This is a genomic window from Kribbella sp. NPDC055071 (assembly GCF_053608045.1).
In genome coordinates this window covers 603,286-624,029 of sequence record NZ_JBSGUS010000001.1, presented here as the reverse complement: position 1 = coordinate 624,029, position 20,744 = coordinate 603,286, and the positions used below count along the sequence as shown (strand labels likewise).

Sequence of the window (20,744 nt, the reverse complement as noted above, 5' to 3'; positions counted from 1 at the left end):
CGTGGGTGCGATGTACGACGTTCGCGCGCTCCCACTGTGGGTCGACTGGTACTGGTGGCCGCCCACAGCACCCATCCCACGCGAAGCCCACCTCATCGCCGGCACCGGCACCCCCGGCGACCTCGACCTGTCCGACACCCTCAACCTCATCGGCCGAGGCGCTCCAGGCCCCGCACCGGATCCCCACATATTCGCCCTCGCCATGGTGCCTCTCGCAGCCAAACACCTTGCCAGAGGCAACATCAACCAGGCCGAAGCAATGGCATCGATTCCATGGTCCAACGCACCTCCCGGTGGGCGCCGCGCTCTCCGCCGTACTCGACCCGATATACCACCAGGCCTCGGCCGCCGTCCGCCACCACCTGAACGTCGTCAAGGCCATCACCGCCCCAGCTCTCTGGCGAACCAAACCCGCGGGTGAATCGTCAGCTCACCTGTGACGGCATCAGCCGTCTTTAGCGAAGGCGGGGTAGAGGTTCGGTGGGGGATTTGTGGCGTCGGGCCAGCGCTGCGTCATGGCGTCGGACAGTTCGCGAAACCAGTGCGACAAGTCCGGGAGAACGGCGGCGCGGTCCGTCAGGGTGGTGAACACGCCGATCTGTTGGACGAGTTGGGCGCGTCGGCGCCAACTGTCGTGGGGAGTCTGGTCGGTGCCGGCGATCTGCGGCAGGCGAGTCACCCTGCCGGTAAGCGCCGCCGCCGCTCCAATCGCGAGCATTTGATCGTGTCCAGGCAAGCCGAGCGTGCCGCGGTACGCGTGATCTGCGGCGACCGTGATGGGTTCTGGAAGGACGGACCAGTGAGCGCTGTAGTGCGGAAAGGGATAGTGCAGGAACGACGCGTCGAATCCGATATGCCCGAAACCAGAGCCCTCGAAGTCGACAAGTCGGGCGCCTCGGTCAGTGACCAGGATGTTCGTCGGATTCAGATCGTTGTGCACGAGCGCGCCGTACTGGCCTGGTTCGTCCAGTTGCGAGCGGACGAAGGCGATATCGGCTCGCGTGCCGCGGGCGTTGGGGAATCCCAGCTCGTCGCAGGCCTGTTCGACGAGGTGCCATCGGCTGCTGCCTCCAGTCGCGGCTTCGGCGCCGGTGGTGACGTCCGCGGAGCCGAACTCCGCAAGAGCCAGGTCGTGCTCGGCGCGACGGCCCAGAGTGGTCGCGTGAAGCCGTCCCACGGTCCGTGCGAAATCCACCATCGCGGTTGCCGCGCGTTCGCGGTCGTTGCCGAGCAGCACGGTCTCCAAGGTCGGCCACGTCCCGAGGTCTGCCTGTACGACGACGCCCGCTTGGTCGTCGGCCATGATCACGCGGGCAGCCACGCCGCTCGGGACCGTGCGTAGGCCGGCGATCTCTCGCCGCAGGTACGCCGGTCCGCCGTGCCCTTCACCATCGACCCGCCTGGTCTTGACGATGACCGTCCGGGCTCGATCCTCCGGCGAATCGACGCCCAACCCAGCCAGGTCCCGGTCGAACACCAGCCGAGTGACGGGCGCCCAGTCGTGACCAATTTGCCGCGCATCGACAACCTCGGGGCGCTGCCCACACACGGAGGCAAGCCCGTCCAGCACGGCGCGACGGCGATCGTCCGTCAACGGGTGGTACATGCCAGACCCTCTTGGATTACCTCTGTGACGATCTGGGTGAATGCGTCGGCGGCTGGGGTGCGGTTGGCTTTCAGACCGGCCAGCGCGCAGGTGGACGGCGGCAGGTCGCGGAGTGGGATGGCGACGACGTCGGGGTGCTGGACGTGCTGTGCGAACGGCGCGACGGTCGGATGGATGAGTTGGCCACGTGCCAGCAGATAGAGCAACTCCGCGCTGTCGTTGACAGGTGCGTCGACGAACCGGATGAGTCGGCCCGATGGTGTCCTCGCCGGACAGGTCACCTCGGCGAGCTCGGCCGGGACGCCGTGGGGTCGCCGTACGTCGTGACCGACCAGGTCCTCAGTGGTCACCTCGGTGTGGCGAGCGAGCGGATGGATTCTGCTGACCATGACAACGCGCTCGTCGGTACTCAGCACCGGACCAACTGCGAGGTCGGACTGGTTGAGCGGGAGCCGCGTCACGACCAGATCGACCTCGCGGCGGCGCAACGGACCAAGCCGGTCGTCGAACGGCGTGGTCGTCAGTTCTACCTTGGCACCCCCGTAGACCGCTTCGTACCGTTCGATTGCTCGGCTCAAAACGTCCACTCCCGAGCCGGCGTTCAGCACGCCCACCCGCACCACACCTGGGCCCTGGCTCCGAGCTTGCGCCGTACGCAGAACTCGGTCGAGCCGAGCAATCGCAGGGCCAAGCTCGGTCTGCACCGTGCGCCCGGCCTCCGTGAGACTGACCACGCGACTCGTGCGGCGGACGAGTAGTTCCCCGCCAAGCTTCCGCTCCAGAGCCCGCAAGGTCTGGGAGACCCGCGAGGTCGTCAGGCCGAGTCGCTCGGCGGTGCGTCCGAAGTGCAGTTCCTCAGCCAGCACCAGGAAGAGGCGCAGTTCGCGCAACTCGACCTCGGGGATCATGTACCGACGCTACACGCTGCGTGGAGCAGATCGCCGTTGATGCCGCAAGCCTCACGCTGCCAGGCTCGAAGCTATGAAGCCCATCGCGGTAGGCGTCCTGACACCCCACACCGTTGACGGTCCACGCACAGAGCTGCGAGACATGGCCGGGACGCAGGTTCGCGTCCACATCTCAAGGACGCGGAACCCCTCAGGTGAACCGCCGACCTCGACAGCCGACCTGCTGGTGCAGACCACGCCGGCCGCCCTCGATGCGGCGGTATCGACGTTGCCGCTCGCGGCGCTCGACGTACTGGCCTTCGCATCGACGAGCTCGGGCTACGCCATAGGGTACGACGAAGAAGCAGCCCTCGTGCAGCGGCTGTCTGAGCGATGGGGCTTGCCCGCGTGCGCCAGCTCAGCGTCGGCGGTCTCGGTGTTGAGGGCGTACGACGTCGAGCGGGTCTGCGTCGTTCACCCGCCCTGGTTCGGGTCCTCGCTGAACCAGCTCGGCGCCGAATACTTTCGCAGCCAGGGCTTCGAGGTTGTCGACGCTCTGATCGCGGACCTTCCCAATGCCCCGGACCGGATCGAGCCGGCCGCCGTCGTCGATTGGATCTCCGACCACCTTAGTCCTCGCGCCGAGGCCGTGATCATCGGCGGCAACGGCTTCCAGGCGGCCGGCGCCGTACAAGCCTTGGAGAGCACGACCGGACGTCTCGTCCTGGCGGCGAACCAGGTCCTGCTGCGATCCATCCTCGACAGCTCCGGCGCAGCGATCGCCATCGACGGGTACGGCAGGCTGCTCAGCGACGCGCCGACTTCACCAGGCGGCGCGCGAGTGCGGGTTGGCCCTGGTTGAGGGAATGGTGCTGGCCCTGATGTGTCCGAGCGGGTTGTCGGCTTGGCTGGAGAGGCGCTCGCGCCAAAGCTCAAGGGGGGCTCATGATTCACCCGAACGATCGACAACCTTCTCAGTCATCACCGCGCCGGAGTCCGGGAGCCCGTGGTCTGCTGTGGCTACTGGCTCTGGTTTTGATCTGCGTGACGCTGCCGGCGTTGCCTGCGGACGCAACCTTCGCGGGTGCGAACGGTCGGATCGCCTTCCGCCGGTTCCTGAACGAGGAACGGACCTGGGGTGCGGTCTTCACCATCCGCCCGGACGGGTCGGGGGAGCGGCAGATCACCAGGCCGCCGCAGGGCTTCGTCGATCGGAACCCCGACGTCTCCCCGGACGGCCGACAGATCGCGTTCGAACGCGAAGGTGTCGACTGCGGACCGGACTGCAGCTTCGACGAGGTCTTCGTGGTGAACTCCGACGGAACCCACCTCAAGCAACTCACGCGGAACTCCGCTGGTCAGTCGTGCGGCACCGGCGGCTCCTGCAACGGAACCCCGGCCTGGTCGCCCGATGGCAAGCACATCGCCTTCACCCGCGCATCCGGACCTGTCGTCGACGACACGATCGAGAACGTCGGCATCTTCGTCATGAACGTCGATGGCTCCCATATCCGTCAGGTGACTCAGAAGGTGCGCCCGTCGCTGGCCGAGGACTCTGATCCGCAATGGTCACCGAACGGACGCGCGATCGTGTTCCAGCGGCGCAACGTCCGGACCGCCTTGCCGGCCGACGGCATCGCGCTCTTCGTCGTCGATCTCTCCACCCACCGCGAGCGGCGCATCACGCCGTGGGAGCTGCGGGCCGGAGACACCCCAGACTGGTCTCCGGACGGGCGACAGATCCTGTTTCACTCCAACGTCGACGGTCCCACCAACGTCTCGGCCAATCTGTACACGGTCCGCCCCGACGGAAAGGACCTGCGCCAACTCACCTTCGCCAGCGGCGGCGCGGTGCAGTACCTCGGCTCTTCCTACTCACCGGACGGCCGCATGATCACCTTCGGCCGCTTCCCCGAAACCGGCGGGATGAACGCAGACGTCCTCACCATGCGCCGCAACGGCACCCACGTCCGCCGCGTCACCCACACCTCCCTCTACGACAGCTACCCAGACTGGGGGCCGGCCTCCCGCTGATGCTCAGGGAAGTCGCGTAGCCGGGCACGTGCATTGGCTGGTGCGGACATTTGGGGGCTGCGGTTTGTCGGTGGGGCATGCCACAGTGCTGCGCATGACCGCATTCACCGAGACTGATGATCTGCAAGGAGCGACGTTCGAGGATGCCTGTCTGCGAGGGGCGCGGTTCGTCCGCACCGACCTCTCGGGCGTGGTCATGCGCGGCGTCGACCTCGACGGGGCCGACCTCGATGCTCCCTGGCTGCTCGAAGGCGGTGTCCTCAAGGTCAACGGCGTCGACGTCACCGCGTACGTCGACGCCGAGCTCGACCGCCGCTTCCCCGGGCGCGGGCAACGGCGAGCCGACACTCCCGAAGGACTACGGGCCGCCTGGGCCGCGCTCGAGACAGTCTGGGCAGCCACCCTTGACCGTGCAGCCGCGATGCCGGCCGGCGCGGTCGACGTACAGGTCGATGGCGAGTGGTCGTTCTCCCAGACCCTGCGGCACCTCGTGATGGCCACCGACACGTGGCTGCGCGGAGCGGTGCTGCAGATCGAGCACCCCTATCACCCGCTCGGCCAGCCCAACGTCGAGTACTACACCGACGGCTTCGACCCATCCGTCTTCAGCAACGACACACCGCCGTACGACGACGTCCTCGCGGCGCGCGCCGACCGGGTGGCGATGGTGCGCGACTACCTCGCCACCGTCACTCCCGAGGTGCTCGCCGAACAACGCGGCAACCCGTGGGCACCGGTCCATTCGGAGAGCGTTCTGTCCTGCCTGCACACCATCCTCGAAGAAGAATGGGAGCACCACCGCTACGCCGTACGCGACCTGGACGCAGTCGAAGCCGGCCGCGTCTGATCCCGCTAGCCGGCCTACCGACCGGCCAGTTCGGCGACGACGGGAGCGAGGGTGTCGGCGAAGTCGGCGCCGATCACGAAATAGGAGAAGCCGATCTCTTCGCGACGTCGTTGGATTTCTTCGGCGGCCGCCGCGGGGTCACTCGGCAGGATGACGAGCGAGTCTGCCGCGCGAAGCGCCGCGGTGTCGAGGTTGGGCCCCGCCATGAACGCACCGACACCGTCGCCGACAGCGGCGATGTGCTGGCCGAGCTCGATGTCGCGGTCCCCAGGAACGTCGCGTACCCGTTTCGTGGTTTCGACCCGGTCATCGTCGGATGGGAGTACGAACGTGACGCCGTCCGCGACTTCGAGCGCCAGCGCCTGCGACTTGGGTCCGCTCACCGCCATGATCACCGGCGTGTGCAGATCAGGGCCGTCAAACGTCCGCAGGGCGGCCACGGTGTCGCGCATCCGGGCACGCCGCTCAGCGGGGGAGACGGCAGGCAGCCCCAACTCGACCTCGATCCCGGGGCGGCCGGCGCCAAGGCCCATTTCGAAGCGGCCTCCTGTGAGCATCGAGAGTGAGTGGGCCTCCCACGCTGTATTCCAGGGCTCGCGCAGCGCGGCGGCATAGACCCAGGAGCCGACCCGCAGCTCATCAGCCAGCGCGGCGGCGGTCGCCAGCGTCGGGCCGATTGCGGGTTGCCAGGTAGGAACGTCAGGCATCAGCAACGTCGAGTAACCGTTGTCGGCGATGCGGCGCACGCGGTCTCGCCATGTCGGCAGGTCAGAAGTGATCGGCGCAACCACCCCGAATCGGAATGGCCTGGGGACTCGCGTGGTCAGGTCGCTCATCGTGGGGTCTCCTTGAAGCACCGCCGTGGTCGGCGATCGGTCCGTACGTCGGGCACCGTCCGTCCCGGAAACCTACCCGACGAACGGTCCTATCCACTGCCGGGAAGAGGCGACCTAGCTGGAGGTGTTTCTGCTGGGGGAGACGCGGGTTTCAGGTGGCGGCCTCGAGTACGGCGAGGTCTCGGGCCGCATAGCGGTGGTGTTCGGCTTCTTCCTTCAGGACCACTTTGAGGCAGCGGCGTACGACGTACTCCTGGTCGGGGTACGGGTCCGCGGGCTTGCGGGCGCAGACGCGGTCGAGTTCGGCTTCGGTGAGGCTGTCGACTTCGCGTCGCATCGTGGCCATGCGGGCGAGCCTTGGCACGAGGACCTCATCCAGCGTCGGGGTGGCTTCGAGGGTGAGGCCGAGTTTCGCTGACTCTTCGGGCGGCATCCCGCTGTGGGGGAGCCCCAACGGGTGGTGCGGCGCCGCCTCCTCGAGCACGGCATTGCCGAGCCACAGATCGCTGGCGCGGAGCAGGTGGCGTTGAGTCTCGACGAACGACCACTCACCGTCGACCTGCTCGTGCAGCTTGGCCTCGGGCAGCAGCCTCGCACGGTCGAGCGTCGCCTGCCACATGGCCTCGATGGCATCCCAGGCAGCGCGGTAGTCGTCGGGCGTCTCGGCGTCGCGCGCCAGGACCCGCGTGGGGTTCTGACGGTCGAGCTCGGCCTCGACGTACGCGGTCACGTCGACGTCGTTCACCACGACACGCTCGAAGCCGCCACCGACGTACACGTCGCTGCCATAGCAGTCGACGATCTTCAGCCCGCTGACCTCGCAATCGCGGATCTCGAGACCGCCAAGGTCGCACAGGTGGATGCGTCCACCACGGAACTGGTCACTCTGCACAAATTCAGTAGCCACCGACGAAGTCTCTCGCCCCCCACCGACATTTACACCCCGAAGCCCGGGGGAGTCGTAGCCTCGTTCCTCATGACGCAGCCAACCCAGGCAGCCCGCATCCGAGCCGCAACGCCCGTCGACAGCGATGCGCTCGCCGAGCTGCATGCCCGGTCGAGGGCCGTGTACTACGGAGCCGGGGGCCATCACGTGGCAGCGGTTCCCGACCAGAAGTACCGGGAGACGTGGCGCAAGATGGTGGTCGATACGCGACTCGCCGTACTGGTAGCGGTCTTGGGCGACGACATCGTCGGTGTGCTCACGCTGGATGCCCACGGAGCGTTCCCGACCAACGCGCCGGACGAGACGCGCGTGCGGCTCGTCGGAATCTTCGTCGAGCCGCACCGATGGTCGAACGGCGTTGGCAGCGCCCTGATGGAACGCTTCGTCTCGATCACACGCCAGGCTGATGCCGTGGGCGAGGTCGGTGTCTGGGAACGGAACTCTCGCGCCATCCGCTTCTACGAGCAACACGGCTGGACCCGCGACGGAACTTCACGTCCAGGCCCAGCCGGTGCGGACTATCTCGGTTTTGTGCACCTGCCGGCGGGGTCTCGAACTCAAGTCTCGGTCAGCTGACTGGAAGGGCAGCCCGTTCCTCGCCACCAGCGACAGTCACGTATCGGTCTGGCGCAAAGCCTGATCGCAGCAACGGTTAGCATCCACTTCTACACCCGCGAATTAAGCGCCGATAAGCGACATTATGTCAAGTATTAGCTGGGAGCCTGGTGTTTACGGCTTGGTGGCGACCACCGTGTAGTTCTCAGCCAACTCTGCGGTCCGACGAACCATCCCTTCGCTGGCGTCAGCTGCGACAACCTGCATGCCACGACCGGCGAGGCCAACCGCCAACTGTCCGGTTCCGCACGAACAGTCGAGGACGTGAGCGTTCGACGGCAGCGGACCGAGGACGTCATCGAACGACGCAGCAAACTCGGCTGGAGGCAACTTCGCATCCGAGATCAGCCATTCGTACACCTCGGCAAGCACGTCATAATCCGTCACAACCACTACCTCCGTCACGCGGCAGCCTCACGGTGAAACGTCAGTCCATCAGCGGACCAAGCCGAACACCAATAGGTTTCGCAAGGCCAACCCCTCCGCGGGTGGCGGTGCTCAGATGACTGAGCGGTTCAGTTCTGGTTGGTGGCGTTGGTGTCGACGCAGAGGACTCCCCTGTTGCCGTCTTGGTCGGCGATGACGGTGAGGCCGGGTGCGTTGGTGTCGTCTACGACGGTTCCGCCTGCGGCTACGGCGGCTGCGATTCGTTCGGCGGCTGCTTCGGGCGCTACGTAGACCTCGATGTGGATGCGCTGACCGGGGTTCTCGGGCTCGTCGCCGAACCACAGGTTCGGTACGCGGCCCGTGGCGTCCCGGATCTCGTCGCCTGGCGTTCCACGGCCTTGGGACTCCGCCGTTCCGGTCAGTAATGCGGCCCACACTGGCGCGATCGTCGCGGAGTCAGCCGTGTCCAGGCCGAGCTCGATGTCGCTGACCGAAGCCGGGTCGGCGCCGGCCTTGTGGTCGACCGCGATCTCGGTGATCCGTCGCGCCAGGTCGACGTCCTGCTGAGTCACCCATTCGACGACGTATTCGGTGCCGTCCTCGTCGCGGTAAACAGCGTCGTCGCTGACCAGTTTGAAGTCCACGTACCCATTGCCGATCGACACCCGCGGATGATGGCCGACCGCGTCGCCCGCCTCCCCCACAGCAGCGACGAACCGTACGCCGGCACCGAAGTCGTCGACCAGGAAACGGGCATGCAGTCCTTGGGCGAGCTTGCGCCAGTCGGTCAGGTTCGCCTCGGCGATCTGTGCGCCTTTCAGCATGTCCATGGCCGGGACCCTACCTGTCACACGAGCAATGTCACGAGGTCTGGAAGCCGATTGAACACATCAGGCAGACCGCGTACGCCGTCGCCCGCCGACTCGTTCGACAACGCGAGTTCGGGTCCGCTGTTCACCTCAACACCGGCAAGGCAGCGGAGGATGTTCCACCGCGTGTGCCCCAACCAGCCGCCAATCAGATAAACGAACCAGCTGGGACCTGCCGGCGGCAGCACTCCCCCGCCCGCCACGTACCCATCAAGAACCGCACGGAAAATGGCAGGCGCGACGTCATCAAAGCCTGGTCCCTTCGAAATGCTCAATGCAGTCGAGCCAAGCTCACCCGACACATCGAGCATCCCCGACAGTTCCCAATCGAGCACCACCGGCCGGCCGGCTCGAGCGAGCAGGTTCCACGGCTGAATGTCTCGGTGAGTGAGTACGACGGGACCCGGCCGTTCGCACGTCTCGACGAACCGCGCGATCGCGACGAACGTCTCCACCTGCGAGGAAAGCTCGTCGGCCCACGGCTGGCCCGTCGCCACCGCCCGCTCGGCAAGGTCGGACCAATCCTGCGGCACCGACTCCTCGGTCGAGACGTGATTCCACGAAACGTCAAGCCTGTGGATGCGCGCGAGAATCTCACCGATCTCGAACGCGTACGCCGCCGACACCGGCGCCTCGGGTACCTTCTCCCCCTCGATCCACCGATGAACGAGCGTCTGCCCATCCGCGGCGATCGGCTCCGGCATCGGAATCCCGGCAGCGAAAGCCGCCTGCTCGAACCGGAATACGTCCTCGACGAAGTATGTCGAACGGCGGTCGTCGACGTTCAACTCCTTCACCGCGAACGATCCCTGCTCGGTGTCGAGCCGGTACATCCGGTTGGCGTACCCACCGTGAACGCGGACCATCGGGCCGATCGGTGCGCCGAACTGCGAAAGGTCCACGCTACGCAATCTAGGACCCACGGCCGCTCCACGCACCGGAATTTTCAGTCGCCGGTCGTGCCGTCGATCGCCTCCCGGATGATGTCGGCGTGCCCGTTGTGACGCGCGGTCTCCTGAATCAGGTGCAGCAAGATCGCCCGCAAATTAGCCTCAGCCCCTGACGGCGTCGCGACCACATCGTCGAGCTCGCCGGCCGCAACGACCGCCCGGGCTCGCTCGTTGGTCCGCAGGTACTGCCCGACCACTATGTCGGCTGTCTCAGCAGGACCGATGTGGAAGTCCGTGTCAGGATCGCCGTCGCTCGGGAACAGATCGGGCTCGGCCACTCCCCCATAAATCCTGAGGATCCAGCCATGCTCGGTCTCGGCGAGATGCTTCACCAGCCCCAGCAGACTGAGCCCCGACGCCGTCATCGGCCGGAGCAACTGCTCATCGTCGAGCCCGTCCAGCTTGCCGAGCAGAGTGGCGCGGTGGAAGTCGAGCTGCTGAACCAACGCATCACGCTCGTCAGCCAACCGATTCGGCACGGCCCGCTCCACGGGCGACGTAAACACCATGCGCCGACGATACGACCGACGTACGACAGATTTGTCCCGATCAGGACAGCGGCAGAAGCGCTCGGTAGGCTCCGGCGTTGTGGAGCTGGATGTCGTCCCGGCCGTGTTCTTGCCAGGCGGTGCGGCGCAGGTGGTTTCTCGGTTGCGGTCGTCGGTTGGGGCGGCGAGGGTGCTGGCATGAGCGATGCAGCTGAGCGGGCCGAGGCCGCCAACGCCCAGGCACGACCGGTCCACATCGCTGACGGTCTCGTGACGCGGCCGGCGTCTACCGCGACAGTGCACGACTTCCTGCGATTCCTTCGCCGACGCGGTCTGGATTGCGTTCCTGGGCCCGTGAATGTTGCCAACGGCACCGAGTCCCTGCGCTACATCCCGGGTGCGAGTGGCGGCGACGCCTGGTACCACCAGCACACCGACCAAGGGCTGAGCTCCGCCGCGCGCCTGTTACGGAAGATCCACGACACCAGCCAGTCGTGGACTCCGCCGGCCGACGCGACCTGGCTAGCGCCCGAGGTCCCCGCCGACGATATCGTCTACTGCCACGGCGATCCGGCCCCTGGAACTTCGTCTGGAACGACAACACCGCAGTCGGCCTCATCGATTGGGACTATCTCCACCCCGGCCCGCGCCTCGGCGACATCGCCTATGCGCTGCAGTGGTTCGTCCCACTCCGGTCGGACGAGTTCGCCCTCGAGTGGCACCACTTCCACGAGATTCCCGACCGGCGCCACCGGATCGCGGTCTTCCTCGACGCGTACGGCGACCTCCCGACGTTCGATGTGGTCGACGCAGTCACCGCTCGGATGGCTGCGACCCGGGACTTGGTCAAGCAACTCGCGGAGGGCGGGCAGGAGCCACAACGCACCTGGGTACTGGACGGATCCCTCGACCGCGACAACAAAGAGATCGCCTGGATCCTCGAGCACCGCGACCTGCTGACCTGACCGGCAGATGCAATCTCGCAGCATTTGTGATTCCATTCACAAACGCGATGAGAGGACGAGACGCGTGGGTGCTCTGCGGAGGTGGCTGGACGGGCCGGCCGATACGTGGTCCCCGCCCGCGCCCAGCGATCTGACCTCCCCCTACCGCCTTCTGTTCTGGCTGACTCGGGCCCAGTCCCGCCGAATCGCGGCTGGTGCGATCCTTGGCACCTGCTGGACGGTCGGTCTGACGATTCCACCGTGGGTCCTGTCCCGCGCGGTGGACGACGGACTGGCCGCGGGCGACACGCCCGCACTCGTCGGCTGGGCGCTGGTACTGCTCGCGATCACCGTCCTCAACGCCCTGTTGGGAATCGCCCGGCATCGCACGATGACCAAGGTCCGGATGGACGCCTCGTTCCGCTCGGTTCGGGCGACGGTCTGGCACACGTCCCGCCTCGGCGCCTCGCTCGCACGTCATGTGAGCGCCGGTGAGGTAGTGACGGTCGGCATCGCCGATGTGTACACGGTCGCGATGGCCCTGACCGTCACAGGCCCTGGCGTTGGCGCAGTGATCGCGTACGGCGTAGTCGCGGTCGTACTGCTGACAATTTCGCCACTACTAGCCGCCGTGGTCCTGGCAGGAGTTCCGTTGCTCGCGATCGCGGTAGGCCCATTTCTGCGGCGAATCGAGCGCACCGGCGGCGAGTATCGCGTCCATCAGGGGCAGCTGACCACTCGCCTGGTCGACATCCTGGCCGGGCTGCGAATGCTCAACGGCCTTGGCGGGAAGGGTGTTGTCGCGGAGCGGTACGGCAGGCAGTCACAGGGACTGGTGCATCAGGGCTACCGGGTCGCCGGCCCGTCCAGCTGGGTTGGCGCATTGGCCGGCGGGCTGCCTGCGCTGTTCCTGGCCGCGGTCGTGTGGTTGTCGGCGCGGATGGCGGCGACCGGCGCCATCACCATCGGGGACGTGGTGGCCGTCTACGGCTATGTTGCGGTCCTCGTCGTACCGGTGTCGTTCTTCATCGAGGGCGCCGGTGACATCGCTCGTGCTCGGGTGGCCGGTCGGCGAATCATCGACCTGCTCAACCTGCCGGTGGCTGCCGACGCCGATGCTCCAGCGATCGTTCCGCCCGGTGGCGGTCCATTGGTCGATCCGCTGTCGAGTGTCCTGATTCGTCCCGGTCGGCTGACCGCGCTGGTCGCCGCCCGTCCGGCGGAGGCGATCGCGGTGATCGAGCGGCTCGGGCACGTAGGCACCGGGCAGCCCAACAGCACGACGCGGGCGAGCAACGATCCCGGTACGACGTGGGCCGATGGTGGTCCTGGTACGACGTGGGCCGGGGTGCGGATCGAGGAGGTGGCGCGGGACGAGCTGAGGCGCCGGTTGGTTGTCGCCGACAACGACGCGGAGGTGTTCGCGGGGACGGTCCGCGACATCGTCGCCGGATGCCGTGAACCCGACGACGACCGGATCCACGCAGCTCTCTACGCTGCCGTGGCCGAGGACGTCGTACAGGCATTGCCCGGCGGTCTGGACGCGTCGATCGCGGCCGGTGCCAACGACCTGTCTGGTGGCCAACGGCAACGAATCCGGCTCGCTCGCGCCATCTACGCCGCACCCGAGGTACTGCTCGCCGTCGACCCGACCTCCGCGGTCGACGCCAACACGGAAGCGGCCATGATCGACCGGCTCCGCGAGGCCAGGTGCGGCTCGACGACGGTGATCACGACCTCGTCCCCGCTCGTACTGGACCGTGCCGACGAAGTCATCGTCCTGGTCGACGGCCACGCGTCGTCGGTCGGGACACACGATGAGCTGTTGCGGACCGATCGCTTCTACCGGGACCTGGTCTCCAGAGCGCAGGGCGAGCATGAGTAGGCAACTGCCGATCGCGGACGCAGCTGAAGTCCGGACCGCAGCGCTCCGCGACCTGCGTGCGGACAAGCACGCCGTGGTCGCGATCGTCCTGGTCAACGGGCTCGCCGCCGCAGCCGGGCTCGTCGGTCCGTGGCTGCTCGGCCGAATCATCGACGCGATCCAGGCCGGCGGCGGCGACGTGCTCAGCAAGGTGGACCGTCTCGCCTTCGGCGCGGTGGTGTTCACCGTCGTGCAGACAACGCTGACTTGGTGGGCGCTCAAGATCGGCTACCGGTTCGGCGAGCGCACCGCTGCACGTGTTCGGGAGCGCTTCTTGCAACGCACGCTGGTGCTTGCGCCACGCGTCGCGGACCATCTGCCGACCGGGGATCTGATCGCTCGCGGAAGCACCGATGCGTCCGTGGTGGCGGCGACGTTGCGGTCCGCCGTACCCGAAGTGCTTGTTGCTTTTGTCCACGCTCTGTTCCTGGTTGTCGCTGTTGTCGTGCTGGATCCTTTGCTCGGTGTGTGCGGACTCGCGTGCCTGATCGGGGTCGCAGCGGCGGTGCGCTGGTATTTACGACGGGCCAGACCCGCCTACCTCGCGGTCGCTGCGACCGGTGCAGAAATGGCGGACGTCGTCGCCGGCACGGCCAAAGGCGCGCGCACGATCGAACTGCTCGGCTTGGAACACCGTCGAGCGGACGTCACCGAGACCGCCATCGCCGACGCGCGGTCCGCCCGTCTGGCCGCACTATGGCTGCGGACGGTCCTGTTTCCGTGGGCAGAGATCTCGCTAGCGCTGCCAGTCGTCGGAGTGCTGCTGGTCGGCGGCGTATTGCACACGAACGGCCTGGTCAGCATCGGAGTGGTCGTGACCGCGACGGTGTATCTGCGTCAACTCGCCGGCCCCCTGGACACGCTGATGCTGTGGATCGAACAGCTCCAGGGCGCGGGAGCGTCGTACGCCCGCGTCGAAGGCCTGGCGGACATCCCCGCCGAGGAACTCCCGTACGGCGGTGCCGCGCACGGCGACCGCATTCAGGTCAGCAACGCGCACTACAGCTACACCGGTGATCGGGACGTACTGCGCGGAATCGACCTGTCCATCCAGCCGGGCGAGCGGTTGGCCATCGTCGGCACGTCCGGTGCTGGGAAATCGACACTCGCACGTCTACTGGCCGGCCTCGACCGCCCTCACACCGGGTCGGTGACGATTGGCGGTACGCCGGTTGCCGACCTGCCACCGGAGCAGTTGCGCGAGCACGTCGTACTGATCACTCAAGACCATCATGTCTTCCACGACACCGTGCGCGACAACCTGCTCATCGCAAAACCTCAGGCAACCGACCAGGAGTTGTACGACGCACTCGGAGCCGTCGGGGCCGTGTGGTTGGACGAGCTGCCAGACGGGTTGGACACACACCTCGGCAGCGACACGAAGCTCGGCGACGCCGGCGCCCAGCAACTCTCACTCGCGCGGGTCGTCCTCGCCGATCCGCACACCTTGATCCTGGACGAAGCCACCGCCCAACTCGATCCCAGAACGGCGCGGCGGACAGAACAATCGCTCGCCGCCGTCCTCCGCGGCCGCACGGTGATCGCGATCGCCCACCGGCTCCAAACCGCACATGACGCCGACCGAATCGCCGTCATGGAAGCCGGCGAACTGGTCGAGCTCGGCACCCATAAAGAACTCGTCAACACCAACGGCAGCTACGGCAAACTCTGGCGCACCTGGCACACCTCATAGTCCAAGTGCGACGCCTTGTCGGCGCAAATCCTCAGCCGAGCAAGCGTTGCACCATCGCTGGGATCTGCAGAGCCGGCCCTCCCGCCTCTCGGTCTGCCAACGCACGTCGCAGCATGGCGACGTCGATCGAAGCCGGGTCAACCGCTGAGAGCGTCGCCCGCAATCGATCTGCCTGACCCCGGAAGATCATGGTCGCAAGCTGAGTCTCAAGCGGTACGACGGGAACCGCCACACCGTTCCAGTCGACGAGCGCGCGTTCCTGCCACACGGCTGTGCCGGACGTTTCCCGGAGCAGGTCGGCCGGGGCTCCTCCCTCGATGTGGGCCAGCTCGACCTTGACCCCTGCAAGCATCCAGCGGCCGAAGGTCCAGCGAGAATCGGCGTCACCAACGAACGTCATCACTGGCTCGGTCAGACTGCTGAACCACAGTGGGTCGGCCGCAATAGACCGTTCCGGCAGGACTTCCGCGGCGGCGCGGACGCCGGCCGACGTCGCCACCGCAACATCGATGTCCCCGGGCTGAATCGCCGCGCCGCGCAGCGCGGTTGCTGCGCTGCCGACCAGCATCCACTCCACGTCAGTGGGCTCGAGACGCACGGCGAGCTCCTGCAATGCCTCTGACCAGCTCATGCCGCGATGCTGCCAGCGAGCACCGACATTCCTTGGTCCCGTTGTACGAAAGAACATTTTATGGCTCCCGAGCACACCCGTTAGCGTCCGGCGCATGGATTGGAATGTGGTGTCGGCAGAAGAGTTGGTGGCCGCGTTGCGTACCGGCGACGTGACCTCGGTGGAACTGACCGAGGAGGCGATCGATCGAATCGAGCGGGATGACAAAGCGATCAACGCAATCTGTGTTCCGGACTTCGACAAAGCGCGGGCCGCCGCGCGCGATGCCGACCAGGCGCGCGCCCGCGGCGAGGACCGGCCGCTGCTCGGGATTCCGGTGACAGTCAAGGAGTCCTACAACATGGCTGGGCTGCCCACGACCTGGGGCATGCCAGAGCACCGGGATTACGTGCCGCCCGAGGACGCCGTACAGGTGTCGCGGCTCAAAGCTGCCGGAGCGGTAGTGCTCGGTAAGACCAATGTGCCGTTGGGGCTGCAGGACATCCAGAGCTTCAACGAGGTCTACGGCACCACCAACAACCCGTGGGATCACGATCGCACGCCGGGCGGATCCTCCGGTGGATCAGCCGCGGCCCTGGCGTCCGGGTACTGCGCGCTGTCCATCGGCTCGGACATCGCCGGCTCGCTGCGTACCCCCGCGCATTTCTGCGGCGTCTACGCACACAAGCCGACCCTTGGGCTGGCGGCCAGTCGCGGCATGGTCGCGCCGCCCGCGCCGGCCTTGCCGTCCGACCTCGACCTCGCCGTCGTCGGCCCGATGGCGCGCACCGCCCGCGACCTCACGCTTCTGCTCGACGTCATGGCCGGACCGGACCCGCTGACGCACGGCATCGCGTACGACGTGACCCTTCCTCCCGCCCGGCACGAGCGGCTCAGCGACTTCCGAGTCCTGGTCCTCGACGAGCATCCGCTCATCCCGACTGGATCAGCCGTTCGTGCAGCCGTGGACCGGGTGGCTGCCGCGCTGGTCGGCGGCGGTGCTCGGGTCGAACGGCACAGTCCGCTGCTGCCCGACCTGATCGAGGCCGCGACGCTCTACACCCAATTGCTGATCTCCAGTTCCCCGGCGCGCTTTCCCATCGACACACAGGAACAGCTGCGGGCGACCATCGATGGCCTGCGCGCGGACGACCAGAGCCTGGACGCCGCACGCTTGCGGGCCATCTTGTTCAGCCATGCCGATTGGATGGAGGCGAACCACCGTCGCGAAGTCCACCGCGAGGGCTGGCGGCAGTTGTTCGCCGAGTTCGACGTCGTACTGTGCCCGATCACCCCGACACCGGCGTTCCGGCACGACCACACACCCAATCTGCTCGAACGGCGCATCGACATCGATGGCGTCGAGTACCCGTACATGGACCAGCTCGTCTGGGCCGGCCTGGCCACCATGCCCGGCCTGCCCGCTACCGCTATACCGGCCGGACGGTCTCCCGAGGGCCTGCCGGTGGGGGTGCAGCTGATCGGACCGATGTTCGAGGACCGCACTCCGCTGCGGTTGGCCGAACTGCTCGAGCAGGAGATCGGCGGCTTCCAGGCACCGAGGTAGCTACGACTTCCTGCGGCTCGCCGAAAAAGTTTGGGCGGTGGTGTCGGATCGGGGTGGCAGAGTTCGTTGAAGAGGTGAACGAGCGCCTGTGACGGGTGCCGCTGAGTACAGGAGATGAACTGCGATGCAGTATCTGGTTTCGGTGATCGACGACAAGGACAGGACCTACCCGGACCTTCCGGAGGAGGCGGCTGCGGTTGATGCGTTCAACCAGCGGCTGGAGGACGAGGGGTACTGGGTGTTCGCCGGCGGTCTCGCGGACCCGAGCGCGGCGACCGTCATCGACAACCGCGGTGAGTCGGCCTTGCTGACCGACGGGCCGTTCCTGGAGTCGAAGGAGTTCCTGGCCGGGTTCTGGATCCTCCAGGCGCCGGACCTCGACGTCGCGGTCCGGCTCGCCACCGAGGGGTCGAGGGTGTGCAACCGCAAGGTCGAGGTGCGGCCGTTCCAGTGAGCTCGGTCCATGCAGCGGAGGCGATCACCCAGGCGCACCACGCGGAGTGGGCGCGGGTGGTCGCCGCCCTGACCAGGCGTTTCGGTGACCTCGACATCGCTGAAGAGGCGGCGGCCGAGGCGTTCGCCGTCGCGGTCGAGCGGTGGTCGGCCGACGGCGTACCTCCGAATCCGGGCGCCTGGTTGACCACCACCGCCAACCACAAGGCCATCGACCGGCTCCGGCGCGAGAGCAAGCGCGACGACAAACACAAGGAGGCTCAGATGGTGTACGACGACGACCCGCCTGAGCCTCTCGGGGTGATCGACGACGACCGGTTGCGGCTGATCTTCACCTGTTGTCACCCGGCGCTCGCGATCGAGACCCGGGTCGCGTTGACGCTGCGGATGGTCGGCGGACTGACCGTGGCCGAGATCGCCCGTGCGTTCCTGGTGCAGGAGACCGCGATGGGCCAGCGGATCACCCGGGCGAAGGGCAAGATCAAGGCTGCCGGTATCCCGTACCGCGTCCCGTCTGCGGAGGATCTCCCGGCCCGGATCTCCGGCGTACTCGCTGTCCTCTTCCTGGTCTTCAACGAGGGGTATCTGGCGACCGGGCCGGACACCGATCCCGTGCGACACGAGCTGACCGCCGAGGCGATCCGGCTGACGCGACTGATCCGCGCGCTGATGCCGACCGATGGTGAGGTGGCCGGCCTGCTGGCGTTGATGCTGCTGACCGAGGCACGCCGTACGGCGCGGGTCTCGGCGGACGGCGAACTGGTTCCGCTCGACCAGCAGGACCGGGGCGCGTGGGACAAGGAGTTGGTTGCCGAGGGCCATCAGTTGGTGCGGGAGCGGCTGGCGGCCGGGGTGCCGCCTGGTCGGTACCAGATCCTCGCGGCGATCAACGCCGTCCACACCTCCGCCCGCGACATCCGCGACACCGACTGGTCGCAGGTGGTCGCTCTCTACAACCAACTCATCCGCGTGGATCCGTCCCCGATCGTTGCCCTGAACCGTGCCATCGCCGTCGCCGAATTCGACGGCCCCGAGGTCGCGCTGGCTTCCGTCGACGCCCTCGAGGACAAGCTCTCCGGCTACCACGCCTACCACGCCACCCGAGCCGACCTCCTCCGTCGCCTCGGCCGCAGCCAACAATCCCGCGACGCCTACGACAAAGCCATAGCCCTGGCCGGCAACACCGCCGAAACCGCCCACCTGACCCGCCGCCGAAACCAACTCCACTGAACCGACGACTCGCCCAGGCTGGGTGAATTGTCTGCGACGGGTGAGACCGTGGGGCGCATGGAGATTCCTCGGGCAGCTGCGGTTGTGATTCGGGCGGGCAAGGTTCTGGTGATCAGGCGGTACTTGCGCCTCGGGACGGCCGCGGAGTGCGGGATGTGCGAGGCGGCTCAGGTGGTGGGGCCGACCTGCGGAGGACATCGGTACGCCGTACTTCCCGGTGGACACGTGGAAGCGGGTGAGACGCCGGAGGAGGCTGCTTTACGCGAGCTCGAGGAAGAGACGACGCTGACGGCGAGGATCGACCGGTTGCTGTGGACGGGGAAACATCACCGGCGTCCGGCGTCCTACTTCCTGGTGAAGGACGTCGAAGGGGTGGTCCGGCTGTCCGGCGACGAGGCGGTTGCGCACTCTCCTGAGAACAGTTTCGAGTTGTATTGGGCGGAGCTGGGCGAACTCGCGGGGTTGGGCATGTTTCCCGATGAGGTCGAGGCGCGGCTCAGTGCGACGGTAGGTTGATCCGATGAGCGCTCGGCTGGTCGGGTTGGTGGGGACTTCGGGGGTAGGGAAATCTTCGACGGCTCGGCAGTTGCAGTTGGTGCTGCCGGAGCCTTATCTGGTGGTGGGGCTGGATCACTTCTTCGACATGTTTCCGCAGGACTGGGGTGGGCATCGGCGCGGGCCTGGTCCTGGGTTCTGGCAGGACGTGGTGACCGACCCGGACGAGAAGCCTCGGATTGTGACGCACTACGGGGAGGCTGGGCGGCGGTTGCTGGCCGGGATGCGCGCGGCGGTGGTCGCACTGCTTGCTGCGGGCAACAATGTGATTCTGGACGAGATGCCGGTCGACGAGACTGTCATGCCGGCCTGGCGGCGTGAGTTGGCTGGTTACGACGTGTTCTGGGTTGAGTTTCGGGCGCCGCTCGAGGTGATCGAGGCTCGGGAGAAGCTACGGGATCATGGTCGGCACCTGGGGAACGCGCGTGGGCATTACGGATTCGGCTTGGACGGGCACTTCGATCTCGTCGTCGATTCGGCTGTCCTGTCCCCCGACCAACGCGCGACCGCGATTGCTGAGGCTCTAAGAGCCCGTTCGGTGGGCTACTAGTCTGGTTTGGCCGAGGAGAGTGTTTTGGTCGGCTCGGAGCATGTCTTCGTCGGGGGCGTAGCCTCGGTCGACTCGGGCGCAGGTTTCCAGCCAGAGCAGCCAGTCTTCCCAGCCGTGCGGGATCATGTCGGCGGTCTCGACCGTGACCAGGCCGGATCGCGACCAGTGGCCGCGCCACCAGTCCGGCGGGAGCCACGTGCATAGGTCGGGACCCCAGCGTTCCGCGAGGTACGGCGGTGGTGTCAGGTCAGGCGCAGTGCGGATACCTGGTACGACGACGCCGATCGAGCCGGTCGGAGTGAGGAACTCGACGCAGGACGCGAGGTAGTCCGCGCCGGTGCCGAAGTAGTTGTACGCGCCGATACTAACGATCGCGTCGAAGAAGCCGTGTGAGTACGGCAGTTTGTGGGCATCGGCCTGGATCGGATGAACGCGGCCGGCGAGGCCGGCCGCTGTGATGCGTTCCCAGTTCTCGGTCGGGTCGACCCAGAGGTCGGTCGCCCAGACGTCGACGTCGTACTCGCGGGCCAGGAAGATCGAGGTCAGCGCCGTACCGCAGCCGAGGTCGAGGACACGCATCCCCGGCCTCAGTGTCATCACCTGCATCAGGGCTTCGGCGGACCACAGGGGGTGTGGGCCCATCAGGTTGTCGACGACCCATTGCGGGTCGTAGGTGTTGGACCGTGGATAGCGGTCGAGGGTGAGCGCTTCGCGCAGGAGGTCGCTGGTCATGTGGTCGACAGTGCCAGCGGG

At 66.9% G+C, this 20,744-nt stretch carries 22 protein-coding genes; 12 read left to right on the top strand and 10 right to left on the bottom strand.

Translation table 11 applies throughout. The features are described 5' to 3' along the window. Positions 1-445: 445 nt before the first annotated feature. Positions 446-1,606: a phosphotransferase family protein gene (locus tag ACWF4Z_RS02980; protein ID WP_452241227.1), complete on the bottom strand. Its 1,161-nt coding sequence runs from the start codon at positions 1,604-1,606 to the stop codon at positions 446-448. Beyond that, positions 1,591-2,514, bottom strand: coding sequence for a LysR family transcriptional regulator (locus ACWF4Z_RS02975; protein WP_452241226.1), 924 nt, complete (start codon positions 2,512-2,514; stop codon positions 1,591-1,593). The genes ACWF4Z_RS02980 and ACWF4Z_RS02975 overlap by 16 nt, the downstream gene beginning before the upstream one ends. Positions 2,515-2,587: 73 nt before the next feature. Between ACWF4Z_RS02975 and ACWF4Z_RS02970 the strand changes: the two genes are divergently transcribed. The 3 genes from ACWF4Z_RS02970 to ACWF4Z_RS02960 all read left to right on the top strand — a co-directional run bounded on the left by ACWF4Z_RS02970 (position 2,588) and on the right by ACWF4Z_RS02960 (position 5,374). Beyond that, positions 2,588-3,355, top strand: a complete 768-nt coding sequence (locus ACWF4Z_RS02970) for a maleate cis-trans isomerase family protein (protein WP_452241225.1) — start codon at positions 2,588-2,590, stop codon at positions 3,353-3,355. A 182-nt stretch (positions 3,356-3,537) separates the two neighbouring features. Continuing rightward, complete coding sequence (locus ACWF4Z_RS02965) at positions 3,538-4,527, top strand: TolB family protein (RefSeq protein ID WP_452241224.1); 990 nt, start codon at positions 3,538-3,540, stop codon at positions 4,525-4,527. 94 nt (positions 4,528-4,621) lie between these two features. Then, a complete protein-coding gene (locus ACWF4Z_RS02960; RefSeq protein WP_452241223.1) occupies positions 4,622-5,374 on the top strand; it encodes a DinB family protein in 753 nt (250 codons plus the stop codon). A gap of 14 nt (positions 5,375-5,388) precedes the next feature. Here the strand turns inward: ACWF4Z_RS02960 and ACWF4Z_RS02955 are convergent, their stop codons facing one another. After that, a complete protein-coding gene (locus tag ACWF4Z_RS02955; protein ID WP_452241222.1) occupies positions 5,389-6,210 on the bottom strand; it encodes an LLM class flavin-dependent oxidoreductase in 822 nt (273 codons plus the stop codon). A 151-nt stretch (positions 6,211-6,361) separates the two neighbouring features. Further along, positions 6,362-7,117, bottom strand: a complete 756-nt coding sequence (locus ACWF4Z_RS02950; protein ID WP_452241221.1) for a DinB family protein — start codon at positions 7,115-7,117, stop codon at positions 6,362-6,364. A gap of 69 nt (positions 7,118-7,186) precedes the next feature. Here ACWF4Z_RS02950 and ACWF4Z_RS02945 point away from each other — a divergent pair, with 69 nt between their 5' ends. Next, positions 7,187-7,732 (top strand): N-acetyltransferase family protein, encoded by a 546-nt coding sequence (locus ACWF4Z_RS02945; protein ID WP_452241220.1) that lies wholly within the window; start codon positions 7,187-7,189, stop codon positions 7,730-7,732. 153 nt (positions 7,733-7,885) lie between these two features. Here ACWF4Z_RS02945 and ACWF4Z_RS02940 read toward each other — a convergent pair whose 3' ends face one another. The 4 genes from ACWF4Z_RS02940 to ACWF4Z_RS02925 form a co-directional block, all read right to left on the bottom strand. Then, positions 7,886-8,158: a class I SAM-dependent methyltransferase gene (locus tag ACWF4Z_RS02940; protein ID WP_452241219.1), complete on the bottom strand. Its 273-nt coding sequence runs from the start codon at positions 8,156-8,158 to the stop codon at positions 7,886-7,888. A gap of 128 nt (positions 8,159-8,286) precedes the next feature. Continuing rightward, complete coding sequence (locus ACWF4Z_RS02935; protein ID WP_452241218.1) at positions 8,287-8,988, bottom strand: 4a-hydroxytetrahydrobiopterin dehydratase; 702 nt, start codon at positions 8,986-8,988, stop codon at positions 8,287-8,289. A gap of 17 nt (positions 8,989-9,005) precedes the next feature. Next, positions 9,006-9,929 carry a phosphotransferase gene (locus ACWF4Z_RS02930; RefSeq protein ID WP_452241217.1) on the bottom strand — a complete coding sequence of 308 codons (924 nt, stop codon included), beginning with the start codon at positions 9,927-9,929 and terminating at the stop codon, positions 9,006-9,008. Positions 9,930-9,973: 44 nt separating this feature from the next. Continuing rightward, positions 9,974-10,486, bottom strand: coding sequence for a DinB family protein (locus tag ACWF4Z_RS02925; RefSeq protein ID WP_452241216.1), 513 nt, complete (start codon positions 10,484-10,486; stop codon positions 9,974-9,976). Between the two features lie 317 nt (positions 10,487-10,803). Between ACWF4Z_RS02925 and ACWF4Z_RS02920 the strand changes: the two genes are divergently transcribed. The 3 genes from ACWF4Z_RS02920 (at position 10,804) to ACWF4Z_RS02910 (ending at position 15,026) form a co-directional block, all read left to right on the top strand. After that, positions 10,804-11,430, top strand: coding sequence for a phosphotransferase (locus ACWF4Z_RS02920; RefSeq protein WP_452241215.1), 627 nt, complete (start codon positions 10,804-10,806; stop codon positions 11,428-11,430). Between the two features lie 64 nt (positions 11,431-11,494). Then, on the top strand, positions 11,495-13,294 hold the full coding sequence (locus tag ACWF4Z_RS02915; protein ID WP_452241214.1) for an ABC transporter ATP-binding protein: 1,800 nt from the start codon (positions 11,495-11,497) through the stop codon (positions 13,292-13,294). Next, the gene (locus ACWF4Z_RS02910) at positions 13,287-15,026 is read left to right on the top strand and encodes an ABC transporter ATP-binding protein (protein WP_452241213.1); all 1,740 of its coding nucleotides are present in this window, start codon (positions 13,287-13,289) and stop codon (positions 15,024-15,026) included. Before ACWF4Z_RS02915 ends, ACWF4Z_RS02910 begins: the two co-directional genes overlap by 8 nt. A gap of 31 nt (positions 15,027-15,057) precedes the next feature. Here ACWF4Z_RS02910 and ACWF4Z_RS02905 read toward each other — a convergent pair whose 3' ends face one another. Continuing rightward, complete coding sequence (locus tag ACWF4Z_RS02905; RefSeq protein ID WP_452241212.1) at positions 15,058-15,657, bottom strand: hypothetical protein; 600 nt, start codon at positions 15,655-15,657, stop codon at positions 15,058-15,060. Between the two features lie 94 nt (positions 15,658-15,751). Here ACWF4Z_RS02905 and ACWF4Z_RS02900 point away from each other — a divergent pair, with 94 nt between their 5' ends. The 5 genes from ACWF4Z_RS02900 to ACWF4Z_RS02880 all read left to right on the top strand — a co-directional run bounded on the left by ACWF4Z_RS02900 (position 15,752) and on the right by ACWF4Z_RS02880 (position 19,991). After that, positions 15,752-17,203 (top strand): amidase, encoded by a 1,452-nt coding sequence (locus tag ACWF4Z_RS02900; RefSeq protein ID WP_452241211.1) that lies wholly within the window; start codon positions 15,752-15,754, stop codon positions 17,201-17,203. 124 nt (positions 17,204-17,327) lie between these two features. Beyond that, on the top strand, positions 17,328-17,657 hold the full coding sequence (locus ACWF4Z_RS02895) for a YciI family protein (RefSeq protein WP_452241210.1): 330 nt from the start codon (positions 17,328-17,330) through the stop codon (positions 17,655-17,657). Beyond that, positions 17,654-18,886 carry an RNA polymerase sigma factor gene (locus ACWF4Z_RS02890; RefSeq protein ID WP_452241209.1) on the top strand — a complete coding sequence of 411 codons (1,233 nt, stop codon included), beginning with the start codon at positions 17,654-17,656 and terminating at the stop codon, positions 18,884-18,886. The genes ACWF4Z_RS02895 and ACWF4Z_RS02890 overlap by 4 nt, the downstream gene beginning before the upstream one ends. 57 nt (positions 18,887-18,943) lie before the next feature. Further along, complete coding sequence (locus tag ACWF4Z_RS02885; RefSeq protein ID WP_452241208.1) at positions 18,944-19,402, top strand: NUDIX domain-containing protein; 459 nt, start codon at positions 18,944-18,946, stop codon at positions 19,400-19,402. Positions 19,403-19,406: 4 nt separating this feature from the next. Next, positions 19,407-19,991 carry a phosphotransferase-like protein gene (locus ACWF4Z_RS02880; protein ID WP_452241207.1) on the top strand — a complete coding sequence of 195 codons (585 nt, stop codon included), beginning with the start codon at positions 19,407-19,409 and terminating at the stop codon, positions 19,989-19,991. Here ACWF4Z_RS02880 and ACWF4Z_RS02875 read toward each other — a convergent pair. Next, on the bottom strand, positions 19,965-20,723 hold the full coding sequence (locus ACWF4Z_RS02875) for an SAM-dependent methyltransferase (RefSeq protein WP_452241206.1): 759 nt from the start codon (positions 20,721-20,723) through the stop codon (positions 19,965-19,967). The two genes, ACWF4Z_RS02880 and ACWF4Z_RS02875, sit on opposite strands and share 27 nt — an antisense overlap. Positions 20,724-20,744 lie beyond the last annotated feature (21 nt).

What these genes read in the sequence shown, in the direction of transcription:
- ACWF4Z_RS02980 (WP_452241227.1), bottom strand. Translation starts at nt 1,606, where the DNA reads ATGTACCACCCGTTGACGGACGATCGCCGTCGCGCCGTGCTGGACGGG.
- ACWF4Z_RS02975 (WP_452241226.1), bottom strand. Translation starts at nt 2,514, where the DNA reads ATGATCCCCGAGGTCGAGTTGCGCGAACTGCGCCTCTTCCTGGTGCTG.
- ACWF4Z_RS02970 (WP_452241225.1), top strand. Translation starts at nt 2,588, where the DNA reads ATGAAGCCCATCGCGGTAGGCGTCCTGACACCCCACACCGTTGACGGT.
- ACWF4Z_RS02960 (WP_452241223.1), top strand. Translation starts at nt 4,622, where the DNA reads ATGACCGCATTCACCGAGACTGATGATCTGCAAGGAGCGACGTTCGAG.
- ACWF4Z_RS02955 (WP_452241222.1), bottom strand. Translation starts at nt 6,210, where the DNA reads ATGAGCGACCTGACCACGCGAGTCCCCAGGCCATTCCGATTCGGGGTG.
- ACWF4Z_RS02945 (WP_452241220.1), top strand. Translation starts at nt 7,187, where the DNA reads ATGACGCAGCCAACCCAGGCAGCCCGCATCCGAGCCGCAACGCCCGTC.
- ACWF4Z_RS02935 (WP_452241218.1), bottom strand. Translation starts at nt 8,988, where the DNA reads ATGGACATGCTGAAAGGCGCACAGATCGCCGAGGCGAACCTGACCGAC.
- ACWF4Z_RS02925 (WP_452241216.1), bottom strand. Translation starts at nt 10,486, where the DNA reads ATGGTGTTTACGTCGCCCGTGGAGCGGGCCGTGCCGAATCGGTTGGCT.
- ACWF4Z_RS02910 (WP_452241213.1), top strand. Translation starts at nt 13,287, where the DNA reads ATGAGTAGGCAACTGCCGATCGCGGACGCAGCTGAAGTCCGGACCGCA.
- ACWF4Z_RS02905 (WP_452241212.1), bottom strand. Translation starts at nt 15,657, where the DNA reads ATGAGCTGGTCAGAGGCATTGCAGGAGCTCGCCGTGCGTCTCGAGCCC.
- ACWF4Z_RS02900 (WP_452241211.1), top strand. Translation starts at nt 15,752, where the DNA reads ATGGATTGGAATGTGGTGTCGGCAGAAGAGTTGGTGGCCGCGTTGCGT.
- ACWF4Z_RS02895 (WP_452241210.1), top strand. Translation starts at nt 17,328, where the DNA reads ATGCAGTATCTGGTTTCGGTGATCGACGACAAGGACAGGACCTACCCG.
- ACWF4Z_RS02885 (WP_452241208.1), top strand. Translation starts at nt 18,944, where the DNA reads ATGGAGATTCCTCGGGCAGCTGCGGTTGTGATTCGGGCGGGCAAGGTT.
- ACWF4Z_RS02880 (WP_452241207.1), top strand. Translation starts at nt 19,407, where the DNA reads ATGAGCGCTCGGCTGGTCGGGTTGGTGGGGACTTCGGGGGTAGGGAAA.
- ACWF4Z_RS02875 (WP_452241206.1), bottom strand. Translation starts at nt 20,723, where the DNA reads ATGACCAGCGACCTCCTGCGCGAAGCGCTCACCCTCGACCGCTATCCA.